The sequence below is a fragment of the Pseudomonas sp. P110(2024) genome, assembly GCF_057480795.1.
The window spans coordinates 103384-119165 of record NZ_JBLIYT010000017.1; the positions used below are offsets into that span (position 1 = coordinate 103384).

Below are 15782 nucleotides of genomic sequence, written 5' to 3' on the forward strand. Positions count from 1 at the left end.
GCTGCTTGCCAGGTGTTCGCGCCTCAGCGCTTGCGGCCCTGCTCAATTTGCGAGACGTACTCGGTGGTGGTGTCGTGGCCACTGCTTTCGTACGGCTTGTTGTTGCTGTTGCCTTCACCCTTGCCATGGAACAGGCTGGTGAAGAAGCCGACCGCACTCTTTGTCAGGCCCCCTGGCGTCAGGTCTACGTTGACCTTGGTATCCTCCTGATAGTCGCGGCCGCTGAGGTTCTGTCGGGTAATGCTGCTCCCGACGTCGACCTTGCCATCGCTGGCCTGTACTTTGGCGCCGACAAGATGGGTTGTGCCCCCGACGCCCAGGTCGATGCCCTGTGTGCCGGAGAGGGTGGTCTGTTGTGTGACGGTATCGTCAAGCTTCCTGGAGAGGCCTCCCTTGATTGCCGGCGTGACCTTGTCGGTGACCGTGCTCCAGAGCGCACTGACGATTTCGCCGATGTCGCCTTTGTCGAAGGCGTCCGCCAGTGATGGCTTGGCATCACCGGAAGCGTCTGCGGCGTCTTTCTGGTTCATTTTGATATCGGCATTGAGGGCCTTGGCGTCAGTCTGGTTCTTGCGACTTGCCACCAGCAGATCGCCACCGATTTCGCCTGCGACATGATGGGCTTCGACCTGGGCACCTTCGATACGGGTATCGCCTTTACTCTGTAACTCGACTGTGTCGGCGCGCAGACGGCTGTCGCTCCAGGTCGTGTTGTTGCTTGTGTCCAGGTCAAGCTGGACCAGGGCGTTCGCGCCTCCCAGTCCTATTGCTGAAAGCTTGGCTCCGGCGCCGAGGGTGATATCGAGGTTGTCGTGTTGTTCGGTGTTGCCTGCGGCTTCGATCAACACGCCACCATTGCGAGCCTCGAGGCCGATCTTCCGAGCACTGGCCTGCAACCCTTGCACGTTGAGGGCAGCATCATTGCTGGCCAGGCTCGTGAGCTTCACCGCCCCGTTACTGTCGAACGTCGCGCCGACGGCGGTACGCTTTTCCTGGCTGGTCCGGCCAAAGGTGCCTTCAGCGCCCAGACCGCCACCCACAGCGCTCCCCGAGCCATCCAGTTTGCCACCCCAGGTACCGCCCACCTTGGTTTCGGTATCGCCGGCTGCGGCCACGGTCAGCAGACCCTCACTGTGCAGCGTGATATCGCCGGTGGCCACGGTGCCGCTACCGATGCGCGTTCCCTCCAGACGCAGGTCGCCATGGCTGGAGAGCCCAACCTCATGCTTGCTGTCGATTTGCGCGACTCGCGCCTTGCTGTTCTGAGCCTCGTGCGTGTGGTGTTTGAGAGTACCCTGCGCCCCGCCATTGGCTCCGATCAGGTTGACACCCGCCTTCAGCGCCAGGCCTGCGTCCAGTGTCGTGGTTTTCTCCACGGTGCGGTCATGAACAGCCGCCAGTGTCAGGTCACCTTGGCTATCCAGGCGCACCGCACCCTCGCCGCCGTCGATGCGGGCACCCTCGTAGTGTCCGTTACCCGTGAGCGCCACCTGAACCCCATGCTTGCCCTGCAGACTGCCAACGCGGGCGAGCGTGGTTTCTCCCAGGCTCGCCTCGGAGCCCCCATGCCCTTCAAGCGTGCCGTTGACATCCGTCAAGGTCTTGCTGTCCACGCGCAGGTTACCGCCTGCGTTGACGCGGCTTGTTTCACGGGTAGTGCGATCACTGGCGGCCAGCATCTGGTGTTCGCCCGCCACGATCCGCAGATCACCCGCCTTGGCGTTGTAGTCGGTGCCCTCGTCCTTGATGCTGTCATAGGCCTGAACGATGACACGCCCTGCTTCGAATGTGCTGACCTGCGCCGTGCTGGTGGTGTCCCTCTGCTTGAGCGACTGGTGCTCCAGGGCCAGCTTTGCCTCCAGGTTTGGCTTCTGCGAATCGTTGAGCGTCGATTCGGCTTTCTGGCCTGTAGCCAACTGGCGCAAATGGTCGAAGGCGTACTTGGCGCGATCTGTCACGTATGCATAGTCGGCACTGACACCCAGGCCTCCATCCCACTTGCTCAGGAGGGTCTCGCGTACCGTGGTGTCGGCTGCCGCCTGGTTGTCGATCGTGTCAGCATTTATTTCCAGCGATCCTTGCGCCTGCACCTGGGCGGCAGAGGTAACCAGCTTTGCGGCATCGATCTTCATGTCACCGCTTGATTTCAGCGTGCTGCGTTGAACGGTGGACTGACTTTGGAGCTCGACGGTCGGACCCTGGTAGCCGTCGATGCTCACGCCGACACGCTCGGTCCCGATGGTGGCACTCAGCGCCGCGCCGCGGGTGGTGTCGAGGGTGTGTCTGCTCTCGTTATCGTAGGCCGCTGCAAGTTCGATGTCGTTGGCGTTGGCGGTGAGACTGCCGGCATTCGCTTGAACCTCGGAGCCCTTGAGCGTCAGCTTGCGAGCACTGGCCAAGGAAACGGTGCCGGCACTGACCGAACTCGCCACCTGGCGAGTCAAGGCTGTATTTTCATCCTTGTGCAAATGCTCGTAACCGATTTTCGCGGAGTACTGGCCTGAATCCGTTGCCGTTTCCCCGGCGCTGGCAACGAAGTCGCGAACACCAGTGATGCGATGACCCTGGTCGTTTTCCTCGGCGCTTTCAATGGTCAAGTCGCCCTTGCTGTCCAGCTGGAGGTGGTGCTTGGCATTGAGGTGTGAGCCACTGACCTGCATGTCGCTGCCGGCATGCGCAACGAGTTTGTTGCCCTTGAGCGTGCTGGCTTTGACCTGCTCTGTGTGCGACGTGCCGTCAGTGTCTGTGCGGTCAAGGTAAATGGTGTGGCTGTGCTGTTCCTTGGTATCGCGGCTTTCCAGGCCGGCGCCGATCGTCATCTTGTTGCCACTGCGCAGGTTAAGGGTGCTTCCTGCTTCAAGCTGTGCGGCGGTCAGCGTCAGGTCATTACCTGCCAGCAGGTCCAGATCGTCCTGCGCCACAAGGCGACTGCTCACAATCTTGCGATCGGTGGTCTCGGTAAGGCCCTTGCGGCTTTCGGTGGTGACGAACCAACTCTTCTTCACCCAGTCGACAGGGTCCTTCTGCAAGGTTTCGCGGGTAATGGTATCGAGCGTCAGGTTCTTCCCAGCGTTGAGCTCGACTTGCCGGCCCTTGCCATTGGCCGCAGTGAACTGCAAATCGTGCGCAGCGCTCAGCGCCAGCTTGCCGTTGCTGCTGGTGAGGTTGGTCTGGAGTAGTTCGTCGCCTTGCACCACCAGGTTACCGGCTGACTGGATGCTCAGGTCACCACGTTCCGCGTGCAGGTTCATCCCACCGATCTGCACACCCGCGCCCTCGGCAGTGCTCACGATGCGAATCTGACCGGCGCGCATCGAGCCGAGCAGGCTGGCGTCAATGGATCCGGATACGCCAGGCAGATGCTGCAGCACAGCGCGGTTTTCGGCATCGACAGTATTACGTCCGACGGTGAGGTTCAGGTCGTCCTTGGCCAACAGCAAGCCTTTGGCATCGATACGTGGCGCGATAAGCGCCAAGGCGCCTTCGCCATTGCTCAGGCCACGCCCCAGCACATTGAGGGCGCCGCGGGCATCACGGCTGTCGAGATGTTTGACCTGCCCATCCTGGACGTGCGCATTACCTACCACGAAGCCCGCGCGGGTCGTATTGATGAAGCTGCCACCGTTGACCGTGATGCCGTTGGGATTGGCAAGCAGGTAATCGGCTTTCTGCCCGAAGATTTCCTGCGCGCCTTCGATTTTCGAGGCGTTCTGGCTGATGACCTCGTTGAGGATGGTCGAGGCGGCCTGGCCTTGGAACTGCGGGTTGGCGCCGAGCTGGCCGGCCAGTTGCGATTGCCCGGCCTGCAGGGCGTTGTTCAACACCAGACCTTGCCTGCCGACGTTGTAGTCGAGGAACTGATTATGCGACAGGCCGCTGGCATTGGGTGCGACGATGTCGATCACCGGAACGCCGTGGCCATTGTCGATGATCGGGGTACCGCCAGGGCCCGGCGCCGGGGTCAGGGCGCCTTGCGCTTGGACCTGGGTGGTGCCCAGCAGGGCGAGAAAGACAGCCCAGCGTAAAGTGTCGGGACTGGTTTTGGGAGCAGGATTTTGCATGAGAACCTCGCAAGTGATGTACGAAATCGAGTAATCATTTGCGGGAATTTTAAGAAGACTGTTGATGGCGTTTATGTGGCTCAATGCCATCACTTTGTGGGAAGGAATGCTCTTTGTCGCGTAGGAAAAGTGAGCAGATATCTACAGAAACGGAGTTTGACGGCGAAAGAGAAAGGCCTGCCCTGCGTGAGCAGGACAGGCCTTCGTCGTAATCGGATGAGTCGAGAGGATCAGGGCCGGATTTCGATCAGCGTGCCGTCCTTGACCATGCTCCACACCTCGCGCATGTCGTCATTGCGCATGGCGATGCAGCCCTCGGTCCAGTCGAGGGTGTGGAAGTACCACTCGGGGTACTCCTCGTTGATCGGCGTGCCGTGGATCATGATCATGCTGCCGGGGGGCACGCCTTCGCTGCGGGCCTTGGCGGCATCGGTGATGTTCGGGTAGGAGATGTGCATGGCCAGGTTGTAGCGGTCGCTGACCTTGCGCCAGTCAAGCCAGTACAGCCCTTCGGGGGTCTTCTTGTCGCCCTCGCGCTGCTTGGCGCCCTTGGGCTGCTTGCCCAGGGAGATGCGGTAGGTCTTGAGCGGCTCGCCGCGGCTGATCAACTGCAGGCGGCGTTCGGACTTGATCACCAGCACCTTGTCGATCAGCCGTTCCTGCTGGGCGCCGCCAGTGGCGGGCTGGGCCGGCGACTGCACGGCCGACGGTGTCTTGCGGATGATGGTCTCGGTGAAGGCGGCTTGCGACACCGAGGCGACACTGAGGCAGAAGAGGGCAAGCAGCCAGCGCATGAAACCGTATCCCTGAAGACTTAAATGGTGGGCGACGAAACGTTCATCGGCGGCAGGTATTCATGGCCTATGGGGTAGTGCTGCCTGATGCGGTCGCGATAATAGCATTCTAGTGTGCGTGTGACGGTGCGGAAAGCCAGCTCGCCCCAGGGGATCTCGTGTTCCTCGAACAGGCGCACCTCCAGGCTCTCGATGCCCACGGCGAAGTCCAGGTCGGCCAGCTCGGCACGGAAGAACACGTGTACCTGGTTGATGTGCGGCAGGTCGAACAGCTGGTACAGGCTCATCTCGGCGACCCGGGCGCAGGCCTCCTCAACGGTTTCGCGACGGGCGGCGGCATCCAGGGTCTCGCCGTTCTCCATGAACCCGGCGGGCAAGGTCCAGAAGCCCCGGCGCGGCTCGATGGCGCGGCGGCACAGCAGCACCTGGGAACGCCAGGTGGGCAGCACCCCGGCGACGATGTTGGGGTTCTGGTAGTGGATGGTCTGGCAATGGTCGCAGACATACCGCAGGCGGCTGTCGCCTTCGGGGATCCGCTGGGTGACCGGTTGGCCGCACGCGCTGCAGAATTTCATGCTTACATTCATTCCAATGGGGTCGGACTATCTTGGCGCGCCCGGCCCGCCCACCGCAAGCGGCCTGCGGGCGGGGCTTGGGTGCCTCGCGGCTTTGGTGCATCATGCAAGGCAGGCCTTGGACACGAGAGTGCGTAATGCTGGATGAGCTTCTTCGCCGAATGAGCAACCATACCCCCGCGTCACTGGAGACGGACCGCCGTTTCCCAGAAGCGGCGGTGTTGTTGCCCATTACCCGTAGCGAAGAGCCGGAGCTGGTGCTGACCCTGCGCGCCCAGGGCCTGTCGACCCACGGCGGCGAAGTTGCCTTTCCTGGCGGTCGGCGCGATCCGGAAGACCCCGACCTGGTGTTCACCGCCCTGCGCGAGGCCGAGGAAGAAATCGGCCTGCCGCCCGGGCTGGTCGAGGTGATCGGGCCGCTGAGCCCGGTGATCTCGTTGCACGGCCTGAAGGTGACACCGTTCGTCGGTTTGATCCCCGACTATGTCGAGTACCGCGCCAATGACGCCGAAATTGCCGCAGTGTTCACCGTGCCGCTGGCGTTCTTCCGTCAGGATCCCCGTGATCACACCCATCGCATCGACTACCAGGGGCGCAGCTGGTACGTGCCCAGCTACCGTTACGGCGACTACAAGATCTGGGGCTTGTCGGCGATTATGATCGTCGAACTGGTCAACCTGCTGTTCGATGCCGGCATCAGCCTGCACCAGCCACCCGAGCGTTTCATCAAGAACTGAGCGGGGTACACCCCGCCACCGCGTTCAACCGTGAGGAGCGATACATGAAATACCGCCTGGGCGACCTGCGGGTCGAGACCCATCCCGAGAGCTGGACCGCGCCCAACGCCACGCTGATCGGCAAGGTGCGCCTGCAGGCCCGCGCCAGCGTCTGGTTCGGCGCGGTGCTGCGCGGCGACAACGAGCTGATCGACATCGGCGAGGACAGCAACGTCCAGGACGGCACGGTGATGCACACCGACATGGGGGCGCCGCTGACCATCGGCCGTGGCGTGACCATCGGCCACAACGCCATGCTGCACGGCTGCATGGTCGGGGACTACAGCCTGATCGGCATCAACGCGGTGATTCTCAACGGGGCGCGGATCGGCAAGCATTGCATCATCGGCGCCAATGCGCTGATCCCCGAAGGCAAGGAAATTCCCGACGGTTCGCTGGTGATGGGCTCGCCGGGCAAAGTGGTGCGCGAGCTTACCGAGCAGCAGAAGCGCATGCTCGAGGCCAGCGCCGCGCACTACGTGCACAACGCCCAGCGCTATGCGCGTGAGCTGGTGATCGATGAAGACTGACGAACGGCCCGTGGCCTCGCCCTGCGTCAGCATCTGCGCGCTGGACGAGCAGGATATCTGCACCGGGTGCCAGCGCACGGTGGACGAGATCACCCGCTGGGGGCGGATGGACAACGAGCAGCGCCGGGAGGTGCTCAAGAAATGCCATGAGCGGGCGCTGGCGGCGGGGCTGGTGATTGGCCTGTAACACGGGACGCCGGTGGCGTGGGAGCGGGCTTGTCCCACGATGGGGCCGGCGCTAATCTGTGCGGCTGGCCCACCGAACGCAAAGACCATGTTCTATCTCATCGCCTACATCAGCAGCGTGGTGCTGATCAACTACGCCTTTTCCAGCGCACCGCACCTGGACGTGATCTGGTCCGCCTGGGGCGGATTGGTGTTCATCCTGCGCGACATGGTGCAGACCCGCTACGGCCACGGCGCGTTGCTGGCCATGCTGGCGGCGCTGGTGCTGTCCTACGCGACGTCGGAGCCGGCCATCGCCCTGGCCAGCGCCACCGCGTTCTTCGTCTCCGAGCTGATCGACTGGCTGGTGTTCAGCGTCACCCGACGGCCTTTGCGTGACCGCCTGTGGCTGAGTTCGGCGCTGAGCATCCCGGTCGACACCTTCATCTTCTTCGGCATGATCGGCGCGCTGACCCCGGCGGTGATCGGCACAGCGCTGGCCTCGAAGTTCGCCGGGGTAACGGCGGTCTGGTTGATCATGGCCTGGCGGGCACGGCGCGCGGTGGCCACATCCTGATGTAGAATACCGGTCCATTTTTCAGCGGGCGGCAGCCAGCGTGGCGCGGCCCCGGACGCCTTCGAGGACCTGAAATGACCCGTATCGGAACCCCATTGTCGCCCACCGCGACCCGTGTACTGCTGTGCGGCTGCGGCGAACTGGGCAAGGAAGTGGTGATCGAGCTGCAGCGCCTGGGTGTCGAGGTGATTGCCGTGGACCGTTACGCCAACGCGCCGGCCATGCAGGTCGCGCACCGCAGCCATGTGATCAACATGCTCGACGGCGTCGCCCTGCGCGCGGTGATCGAGGCTGAGAAGCCGCACTACATCGTGCCCGAGATCGAGGCCATCGCCACCGCCACCTTGGTCGAGCTGGAAAACGAAGGCTTCAACGTGGTGCCCACCGCCCGCGCCACCCAGCTGACCATGAACCGCGAAGGCATCCGCCGCCTGGCGGCCGAAGAGCTCGACCTGCCGACTTCGCCGTATCACTTCGCCGACACCTACGAGGACTACGCCAAGGCCGTGGCCGACCTGGGCTACCCGTGCGTGGTCAAGCCGGTGATGAGCTCCTCGGGCAAGGGCCAGAGCCTGCTGCGTGGCGACGATGACCTGCGAAAAGCCTGGGACTACGCCCAGGAAGGTGGCCGCGCCGGCAAGGGCCGGGTGATCATCGAGGGCTTCATCGACTTTGAGTACGAGATCACCCTGCTGACCGTGCGCCATGTGGGCGGCACCACTTTCCTCGCGCCGGTCGGTCACCGTCAGGAGAAGGGCGACTATCAGGAGTCCTGGCAACCCCAGGCCATGAGCCCGAAGGCCTTGGCCGAGTCGCAGCGGGTGGCCCAGGCGGTCACCGACGCGTTGGGCGGGCGTGGTCTGTTCGGCGTGGAGCTGTTCGTCAAGGGCGACCAGGTGTGGTTCAGCGAGGTCTCGCCGCGTCCGCACGACACCGGCCTTGTGACCCTGATCTCCCAGGACCTGTCGCAGTTCGCCCTGCATGCCCGGGCCATTCTCGGCCTGCCGATCCCGGTGGTGCGCCAGTTCGGTCCATCGGCCTCGGCGGTGATCCTGCCGGAAGGCCAGTCGCAGCAGACCAGCTTCGCCAACCTCGGCGCCGCCCTGAGCGAGCCGGATACCGCCATTCGCCTGTTCGGCAAGCCGGAGATCAACGGCACCCGCCGCATGGGCGTGTGCCTGGCTCGCGACGAGTCGGTCGAGGCCGCCCGGGCCAAGGCGACCCGTGCTTCGCAAGCCGTGAAAGTCGAGTTCTGACCTGAAACGATCGCGGGGCAAGCCCGCTCCCACGCCAGTATCAGCCTGGCGTGGGAGCGGGCTTGCCCCGCGATTGCTTCAAAGCTCGGTATTGCGCGTCTCTTTCAGGCACAACACGGCAATCAGGCTGATCACCGCCGCCACTGACACATACCCTCCCACCCAGCTCAATCCCCCCATGCTCACCAGCTTCTGGGCAAAGAACGGTGCCGCCGAGGCGCCGACGATACCGCCCAGGTTGTAGGCCGCCGAGGCGCCGGTGTAGCGCACATGGGTCGGGAACAGCTCGGGCAGCAGCGCGCCCATCGGCGCGAAGGTCACCCCCATCAGGAACAGCTCGATGGCCAGGAACAGCGCCACGCCCGTGGTAGAGCCCGAGGTCAGCAGCGGTTCCATGGTGAAACCCGAGGCGATCGCCAGCAGGCCGCCGACCACCAGCACCGGCTTGCGCCCGTAACGGTCGCTGAGCCAGGCCGACAGCGGCGTGGCCAGGGCCATGAACACCACCGCGAAGCACAGCAGGCCGAGGAAGGTCTCGCGACTGTAGCCGAGGGTGGTCACGCCATAGCTGAGCGAGAATACCGTGGAGATGTAGAACAGCGCATAGCACACCACCATGGCCGCGGCGCCCAGCAGGGTCGGCAGCCAGTAGCGGGCGAACAGGTCGACCACCGGCATCTTCACCCGTTCGTGACGGGCGACCGCCTTGGCGAACACCGGGCTTTCCTCCAGCTTCAGGCGCACGTACAGGCCGACCAGCACCAGCGCCGCGCTGAGCAGGAACGGAATGCGCCAGCCCCATTCGCGGAACTGCTCGTCGCTGAGCACCAGGGCCAGGGTGAGGAACAGGCCGTTGGCGGCGAGAAAGCCGATCGACGGGCCCAGCTGCGGGAACATGCCGAACCAGGCGCGCTTGCCCTGTGGCGCGTTCTCGGTGGCCAGCAGCGCCGCGCCACCCCATTCGCCGCCCAGCCCCAGGCCTTGGCCGAAGCGCAGCAGGCAAAGGATGATCGGCGCCCAGACGCCGATGCTGTCATAGCCGGGCAGCACGCCGATCAGCGTGGTGGACACGCCCATCAGCAGCAGCGAGGCGACCAGCGTCGACTTGCGCCCGATGCGGTCGCCAAAGTGGCCGAACAGCGCCGAGCCCAGCGGGCGGGCGAGGAAGGCGATACCAAAGGTGAGAAAGGCCGCGAGCATCTGCGCGGTGCCGGAGCCTGACGGGAAGAATACCGGCCCGATCACCAGCGCGGCGGCGGTGGCGTAGACGTAGAAATCGTAGAACTCGATGGCGGTGCCGATGAAACTGGCGGTGGCCACCCGGGCCGGCGAATTGACCGGTATTGCCGAGGCAGGTTCGGCGTAGGTGCTGCTGGTAGTCATGCGAAGGTCCCTGACAGTCATGCTCCATGGGGCACGGCCCATGTGACGGGCACACGGGAGCCGGAGCGTATTGTTGTTGGTCGCGCGACTGACGATAGCCCAGGGGATAGGCGGTGAGCGGTTGCTGTTCGGGGTGCTGAAGCAGGACCGCGGGGCGTGTCAGTGGTGCGGACTGGCCGTCGGGCGCTGGGTGCGGATAGCGGGCGGGACGGCAGGGCTGGGTAAGCGTGTTTCGAGTATAGCTAGCGAGTCAGTGTCCAGACCAGTACCTTGCTCGCGCAATTATCCTCGGTTTCGAGGATTTCCAGCCGATATCTGCCAATTTTGAGACATACCGCGCTTGCCGGGATGCTTTCCAATGCCTCGGTGACCAGCCCGTTGAGGGTTTTCGGCCCGCCGTCGCAGGGCAGGTGCCAGCCAAGGGTGCGGTTGATCTCGCGCAGCGAGGCCGTCCCCTCGATGACGAAGCGGCCATCGGGTTGGGGGTGGACGTGAGGGTTGTCCAGGCTCTGCTCGTCCTCGAACTCGCCGACGATCTCCTCGAGGATATCCTCCAGGGTGACGATGCCCAGCACCTCGCCGTACTCGTCCACCACCACGCCCATGCGCCGCTGCTGCTTGTGGAAGTTCAGCAACTGCATCTGCAGCGGGGTGCTTTCGGGGACGAAGTAGGGTTCGTAACAGGCCGCCTGGAGTTTCTCAGGGGTCAGCTCGGCTCGCGGCAGCAGGTGGCTGATCAGCTTGGTGTTGAGTACCGCTTCGACCTGGTTGATGTCGTTGTGGTAGACCGGCAGGCGGGTGTGACGGCTGACGATCAGTTGCTCGATGATGCGTTCGATGGGGTCGTCGAGGTTGATGCCGTCGACTTCGTTTCGTGGCACGAGGATGTCGTTGACGGTGATCTTGTCCAGTGCCTGCAGGCCTTCGAGCAGGCCGTGGCGGGTGCTGTCAGTCGGGCCGTCCTCGTCGAAGTCGTCGTCTGCTTGCGGATGCAGGGCCACCGCCGTAGGTTGCGCGCGGAACGGGCACAGGATCTGCTTGGCGCAGCCGTCGAGCAGGCAGCCCAGCGGCTGCAGCAGCGCCAGCGGCCATTTAAGCAAGTTATCGCCCAGGCTCAGGAAGGCTTGCGGGTCGCGGCGGGCCAGGCGGCGGGGCAGGTAGTCGGCGAGCACCAGCAGGGTGAAGGCGGCCCCGAGGCCCGCCAGCCAGAAACCGTGCTCACCGTCGTAGCGCTGGCCGATCAGGCAGGCCAGGCCCAGCACCAGCAACTTGCCGAGGCTGGCGCCGAGCACCAGGCCCTGGGCGGGGAGAGTGGCGTCGCCCTGGCCAGTGGCTTGCTGGCGGGCGCTGTCGACCGCGGTGAACAACGCCGACCACAGCAGCGCCAGTGCGATGATGCCGAGCAGCGGGGCGTACGGCAGGGTGTCCATGGGCGACCGTCAGATATGCAGGATGAATTCGCGGACCAGCTTGCTGCCGAAATAGGCCAGCATCAGCAGGCAGAAGCCGGCCAGGGTCCAGCGGATAGCCTTGTGCCCGCGCCAGCCGAGGCGGGTACGGCCCCACAGCAGCACGCTGAACACGATCCAGGCCACGCAGGCCAGCAGGGTCTTGTGTACCAGATGCTGGGCGAACAGGTTGTCGAGGAACAGCCAGCCGGAGATCAGCGACAGCGACAGCAGCACCCAGCCGGCCCAGAGGAAGCCGAACAGCAGGCTTTCCATGGTCTGCAGCGGCGGGAAGTTGCGGATCAGCCCGGACGGATGCTTGTGTTTGAGCTGGTGGTCCTGCAGCAACAGCAGCAGGGCCTGGAACACGGCGATGGTGAACAGGCCGTAGGCCAGGATCGACAGCAGGATGTGCGCGAGAATGCCGGGCTCTTCGTTGATCAGCGGCACCGTGCCGGGCGGGGCGAACTGGGCCAGCAGCGCGGTCACCGCGCCAAGCGGGAACAGCAGCACCAGCAGGTTCTCCACCGGGATGCTCAGGCAGGCGAGCAGGGTCAGGCCGATCACCGCCACGGCGATCAGGCTGGCGGCGCTGAAGAAGTCCAGGCTCAGGCCCAGGGGCGTGATCAGCTGGAAGAACAGGGCGCCGCCCTGGGCGACCACCGCCAACGTGCCGAGCAGGCCCAGCAGCCGTTTGTCGGCGCGGGCGCCACGGGCCAGCCCGGTGGCCTGGTAGACGGACGCGGCCAGATAGAGGAAGGCGGCGAGCAGATTGGGGATGAGGCTGGGTGAAGAGAACATAAGTCCTGGCAGGCAAGCCCTAAAGGGACGGAGTTTGGCATAGATCGCGGTGGGCAAGGAAGACTGCGTGTCAATCGTGGGGCTAGCCGGTGGTCCTGAGCGAGGTGTGCGTAGGAAGCAGTCTCCGCTATAATCGCCGCCTTGCTCTGCCCGGCGCGTGTACATGTTCACCTGGGCATCTGAAAAACCTCGGCTTCACTGGGCCTGAAAGGATCACCATGTTCGAAAACCTGACCGACCGCCTGTCACAGACGCTACGCCATGTCACCGGCAAGGCCAAGCTGACCGAAGACAACATCAAGGACACGCTGCGCGAAGTGCGCATGGCCCTGCTCGAGGCCGACGTCGCCCTGCCGGTGGTCAAGGATTTCGTCAACAGCGTCAAGGAGCGCGCGGTCGGCACTGAGGTGTCGCGCAGCCTGACGCCAGGCCAGGCCTTCGTGAAGATCGTCCAGGCCGAGCTGGAAAGCCTGATGGGCGCGGCCAACGAAGAGCTGACGCTCAACGCCGCGCCGCCTGCCGTGGTGCTGATGGCCGGTCTGCAAGGTGCCGGTAAGACCACCACCGCCGGCAAGCTGGCGCGTCACCTGAAAGAGCGCAAGAAGAAGAGCGTGATGGTGGTGTCGGCCGACGTCTACCGTCCGGCGGCGATCAAGCAGCTCGAAACCCTGGCTAACGATATCGGGGTGACCTTCTTCCCGTCCGATATCAGCCAGAAGCCAGTGGCCATCGCCGAGGCGGCGATCCGCGAGGCCAAGCTCAAGTTCATCGACGTGGTGATCGTCGATACCGCCGGTCGCCTGCATGTCGACGCCGACATGATGGACGAGATCAAGGCCCTGCATGCTGCGGTCAAGCCGATCGAGACCCTGTTCGTGGTCGACGCCATGACCGGCCAGGACGCGGCCAACACCGCCAAGGCCTTCGGCGACGCCCTGCCGCTGACCGGCGTGGTGCTGACCAAGGTCGACGGCGACGCCCGTGGCGGTGCCGCGCTGTCGGTGCGCGCCATCACCGGCAAGCCGATCAAGTTCATCGGCATGGGCGAGAAAACCGAGGCCCTGGAGCCGTTCCACCCTGATCGCATTGCCTCGCGCATCCTTGGCATGGGCGATGTGCTCAGCCTGATCGAGCAGGCCGAGCAGAACATCGACAAGGCCAAGGCCGACAAGCTGGCCAAGAAGCTGAAGAAGGGCAAGGGCTTCGATCTCGAGGACTTCCGCGACCAACTGCAGCAGATGAAGAACATGGGCGGTCTCGGCGGCCTGATGGACAAGCTGCCGAGCATCGGTGGCGTGAACCTGTCGCAGATGGGCAATGCCCAGGGCGCGGCCGAGAAGCAGTTCAAGCAGATGGAGGCGATCATCAACTCCATGACGCCGGCCGAGCGTCGCGACCCCGACCTGATCAGCGGTTCGCGCAAGCGCCGCATCGCCCTCGGTTCCGGCACCCAGGTGCAGGACATCGGTCGCTTGATCAAGCAGCACAAGCAGATGCAGAAGATGATGAAGAAATTCTCCGCCAAGGGCGGCATGGCCAAGATGATGCGTGGCCTTGGCGGGATGCTGCCGGGTGGCGGCATGCCGAAACTGTAAAAGAATCCGGCGGGCTTCCTTATATGAGGAAGTCTGCCAGACCCCCGCTATGGCGGGATCATGGCCGCCGCGAGGTGGCCCAAACCGGCAGAACTGATCGGCAGGCCCCGGCATTGCCGAAAAAGGCATTTGCAAATGTCCGTGTATTCCCCGAGAATATGCGGCCTTTTGGGCACCCGTGTGCCCATTGGGCATTCAGTTTTGCAGCACCGACTATAGGAACGATGTTCACATGGTAACCATTCGTCTGGCCCGTGGCGGCTCGAAAAAGCGCCCATTCTACCACCTGACCGTGACCAACTCGCGTAACGCCCGTGACGGCCGTTTCGTTGAGCGCGTTGGCTTCTTCAACCCGATCGCATCGGGCGCCGAAGTCAAGCTGTCGGTCAACCAAGAGCGCGTCACCTACTGGCTGAGCCAGGGCGCACAGCCGTCTGAGCGTGTTGCTCAGCTGCTGAAGGAAGCTGCCAAGGCTGCAGCCTGAGCAGTATGAACGCGACGCCAGAAAAGGCTGACGACCTCATCGTCGTTGGCAAGATTTTTTCGGTTCACGGCGTTCGCGGCGAGGTGAAGGTGTATTCCTTTACCGATCCGATTGAAAACCTGTTGGATTATCCGCGCTGGACGCTCAAGCACGAAGGCAAGGTAAAACAGGTCGAGCTGGTCAGCGGTCGTGGCTCCCAGAAGGGCCTGGTCGTAAAACTCAAAGGCCTCGATGATCGTGATGAAGCCCGTCTTCTGAGCGGTTACGAAATCTGCATACCGCGGAGCCTTTTGCCCAACCTGGCAGCCGACGAGTACTACTGGTACCAGTTGGTGGGCCTGAAGGTCATCAATCAGGACGAACAGCTGTTCGGCAAGATCGATCACCTGTTGGAGACCGGCGCGAACGATGTAATGGTGGTCAAACCCTGCGCAGGCAGCCTGGATGATCGCGAGCGTCTGTTGCCCTATACCGGGCAATGCGTGCTGGCAATCGACCTGGAAGCAGGCGTAATGCGGGTTGAGTGGGACGCGGACTTCTAGACGATGGGTAACCTTCGCGTAGACGTCATCACGTTGTTCCCCGAGATGTTCTCGGCCATCACGGAGTACGGCATTACCAGCCGCGCGGTGAAACAGGGGTTGCTGCAAGTGACCTGCTGGAATCCGCGGGACTACACCACAGATCGCCACCACACCGTGGACGATCGGCCGTTTGGCGGTGGTCCGGGCATGGTGATGAAGATCAAGCCTCTGGAAGACGCCCTGGTTAGCGCCAGGCAGGCGACCGGAGCATCGGCAAAGGTGATCTACCTTTCGCCACAAGGCCGCAAGCTGACCCAGCAAGCGGTCAAAGGCCTGGCCGAACAGGAATCGTTGATCCTGATCGCCGGTCGTTATGAAGGCATCGACGAGCGCTTTATCGAGGCTCATGTCGATGAGGAGTGGTCGATTGGCGACTATGTGCTTTCCGGTGGCGAGCTGCCGGCCATGGTACTGATCGATGCGGTTACACGGCTGCTGCCCGGAGCTTTAGGGCATGTGGACTCGGCGGAGGAAGACTCTTTCACCGACGGTCTGCTGGATTGCCCGCACTACACCCGACCCGAGGTGTATGCGGATCAGCGTGTTCCCGACGTGTTGCTAAGTGGCAACCATGCACATATCCGGCGTTGGCGGATGAAGCAGTCCCTTGGTAGGACCTTCGAACGACGCGCCGATCTTCTGGAAAGTCGCTCGCTTTCTGGAGAAGAGAAGAAGCTGCTCGAGGAATACATCCGCGAGCGGGACGATAGTTAAACGTATCGATGGTGGATCAAGTATCCATCTTAGGAGCAC

At 63.5% G+C, this 15782-nt stretch carries 15 protein-coding genes; 9 read left to right on the forward strand and 6 right to left on the reverse strand.

What is annotated here, in order from left to right; all coding sequences use genetic code 11:
- Window positions 1–23: 23 nt before the first annotated feature.
- The 3 genes from AC25ND_RS23760 to AC25ND_RS23770 form a co-directional block, all read right to left on the reverse strand.
- Window positions 24–4145: a hemagglutinin repeat-containing protein gene (locus tag AC25ND_RS23760; RefSeq protein WP_486976615.1), complete on the reverse strand. Its 4122-nt coding sequence runs from the start codon at window positions 4143–4145 to the stop codon at window positions 24–26.
- 146 nt (window positions 4146–4291) lie between these two features.
- Entirely contained in the window at window positions 4292–4855 is a 564-nt protein-coding gene (locus AC25ND_RS23765) for a L,D-transpeptidase family protein (RefSeq protein WP_062360491.1), read from the reverse strand.
- A gap of 20 nt (window positions 4856–4875) precedes the next feature.
- The gene (locus AC25ND_RS23770; protein ID WP_028691599.1) at window positions 4876–5430 is read right to left on the reverse strand and encodes an NUDIX hydrolase; all 555 of its coding nucleotides are present in this window, start codon (window positions 5428–5430) and stop codon (window positions 4876–4878) included.
- Between the two features lie 137 nt (window positions 5431–5567).
- On the opposite strand from AC25ND_RS23770, the gene AC25ND_RS23775 reads away from it, so the two are divergent.
- The 5 genes from AC25ND_RS23775 to purT all read left to right on the forward strand — a co-directional run bounded on the left by AC25ND_RS23775 (window position 5568) and on the right by purT (window position 8734).
- Entirely contained in the window at window positions 5568–6167 is a 600-nt protein-coding gene (locus AC25ND_RS23775) for a CoA pyrophosphatase (protein ID WP_028691598.1), read from the forward strand.
- A gap of 44 nt (window positions 6168–6211) precedes the next feature.
- Window positions 6212–6736, forward strand: a complete 525-nt coding sequence (locus tag AC25ND_RS23780; RefSeq protein ID WP_062360497.1) for a gamma carbonic anhydrase family protein — start codon at window positions 6212–6214, stop codon at window positions 6734–6736.
- On the forward strand, window positions 6726–6923 hold the full coding sequence (locus AC25ND_RS23785) for a DUF1289 domain-containing protein (RefSeq protein ID WP_028691596.1): 198 nt from the start codon (window positions 6726–6728) through the stop codon (window positions 6921–6923). The genes AC25ND_RS23780 and AC25ND_RS23785 overlap by 11 nt, the downstream gene beginning before the upstream one ends.
- An 87-nt stretch (window positions 6924–7010) precedes the next feature.
- On the forward strand, window positions 7011–7478 hold the full coding sequence (locus tag AC25ND_RS23790; RefSeq protein ID WP_028691595.1) for a VUT family protein: 468 nt from the start codon (window positions 7011–7013) through the stop codon (window positions 7476–7478).
- Window positions 7479–7552: 74 nt separating this feature from the next.
- Window positions 7553–8734 carry a formate-dependent phosphoribosylglycinamide formyltransferase gene (gene purT / locus AC25ND_RS23795; RefSeq protein WP_050704195.1) on the forward strand — a complete coding sequence of 394 codons (1182 nt, stop codon included), beginning with the start codon at window positions 7553–7555 and terminating at the stop codon, window positions 8732–8734.
- A gap of 78 nt (window positions 8735–8812) precedes the next feature.
- Here the strand turns inward: purT and AC25ND_RS23800 are convergent, their stop codons facing one another.
- From AC25ND_RS23800 to AC25ND_RS23810, 3 genes are all read right to left on the reverse strand, one after another.
- On the reverse strand, window positions 8813–10117 hold the full coding sequence (locus AC25ND_RS23800; RefSeq protein ID WP_186597345.1) for an MFS transporter: 1305 nt from the start codon (window positions 10115–10117) through the stop codon (window positions 8813–8815).
- A gap of 242 nt (window positions 10118–10359) precedes the next feature.
- The gene (locus AC25ND_RS23805; RefSeq protein ID WP_186597342.1) at window positions 10360–11547 is read right to left on the reverse strand and encodes a transporter associated domain-containing protein; all 1188 of its coding nucleotides are present in this window, start codon (window positions 11545–11547) and stop codon (window positions 10360–10362) included.
- A 9-nt stretch (window positions 11548–11556) separates the two neighbouring features.
- Window positions 11557–12366: a cytochrome C assembly family protein gene (locus AC25ND_RS23810; protein ID WP_028691591.1), complete on the reverse strand. Its 810-nt coding sequence runs from the start codon at window positions 12364–12366 to the stop codon at window positions 11557–11559.
- A gap of 218 nt (window positions 12367–12584) precedes the next feature.
- Here AC25ND_RS23810 and ffh point away from each other — a divergent pair, with 218 nt between their 5' ends.
- The 4 genes from ffh (at window position 12585) to trmD (ending at window position 15743) form a co-directional block, all read left to right on the forward strand.
- Window positions 12585–13961, forward strand: coding sequence for a signal recognition particle protein (ffh, locus tag AC25ND_RS23815; RefSeq protein WP_028691590.1), 1377 nt, complete (start codon window positions 12585–12587; stop codon window positions 13959–13961).
- A gap of 232 nt (window positions 13962–14193) precedes the next feature.
- The gene (gene rpsP, locus AC25ND_RS23820) at window positions 14194–14445 is read left to right on the forward strand and encodes a 30S ribosomal protein S16 (RefSeq protein ID WP_011535318.1); all 252 of its coding nucleotides are present in this window, start codon (window positions 14194–14196) and stop codon (window positions 14443–14445) included.
- 5 nt (window positions 14446–14450) lie between these two features.
- Window positions 14451–14987 (forward strand): ribosome maturation factor RimM, encoded by a 537-nt coding sequence (gene rimM, locus AC25ND_RS23825; RefSeq protein WP_028691589.1) that lies wholly within the window; start codon window positions 14451–14453, stop codon window positions 14985–14987.
- A gap of 3 nt (window positions 14988–14990) precedes the next feature.
- The gene (trmD, locus tag AC25ND_RS23830; protein ID WP_028691588.1) at window positions 14991–15743 is read left to right on the forward strand and encodes a tRNA (guanosine(37)-N1)-methyltransferase TrmD; all 753 of its coding nucleotides are present in this window, start codon (window positions 14991–14993) and stop codon (window positions 15741–15743) included.
- Window positions 15744–15782: the final 39 nt, after the last annotated feature.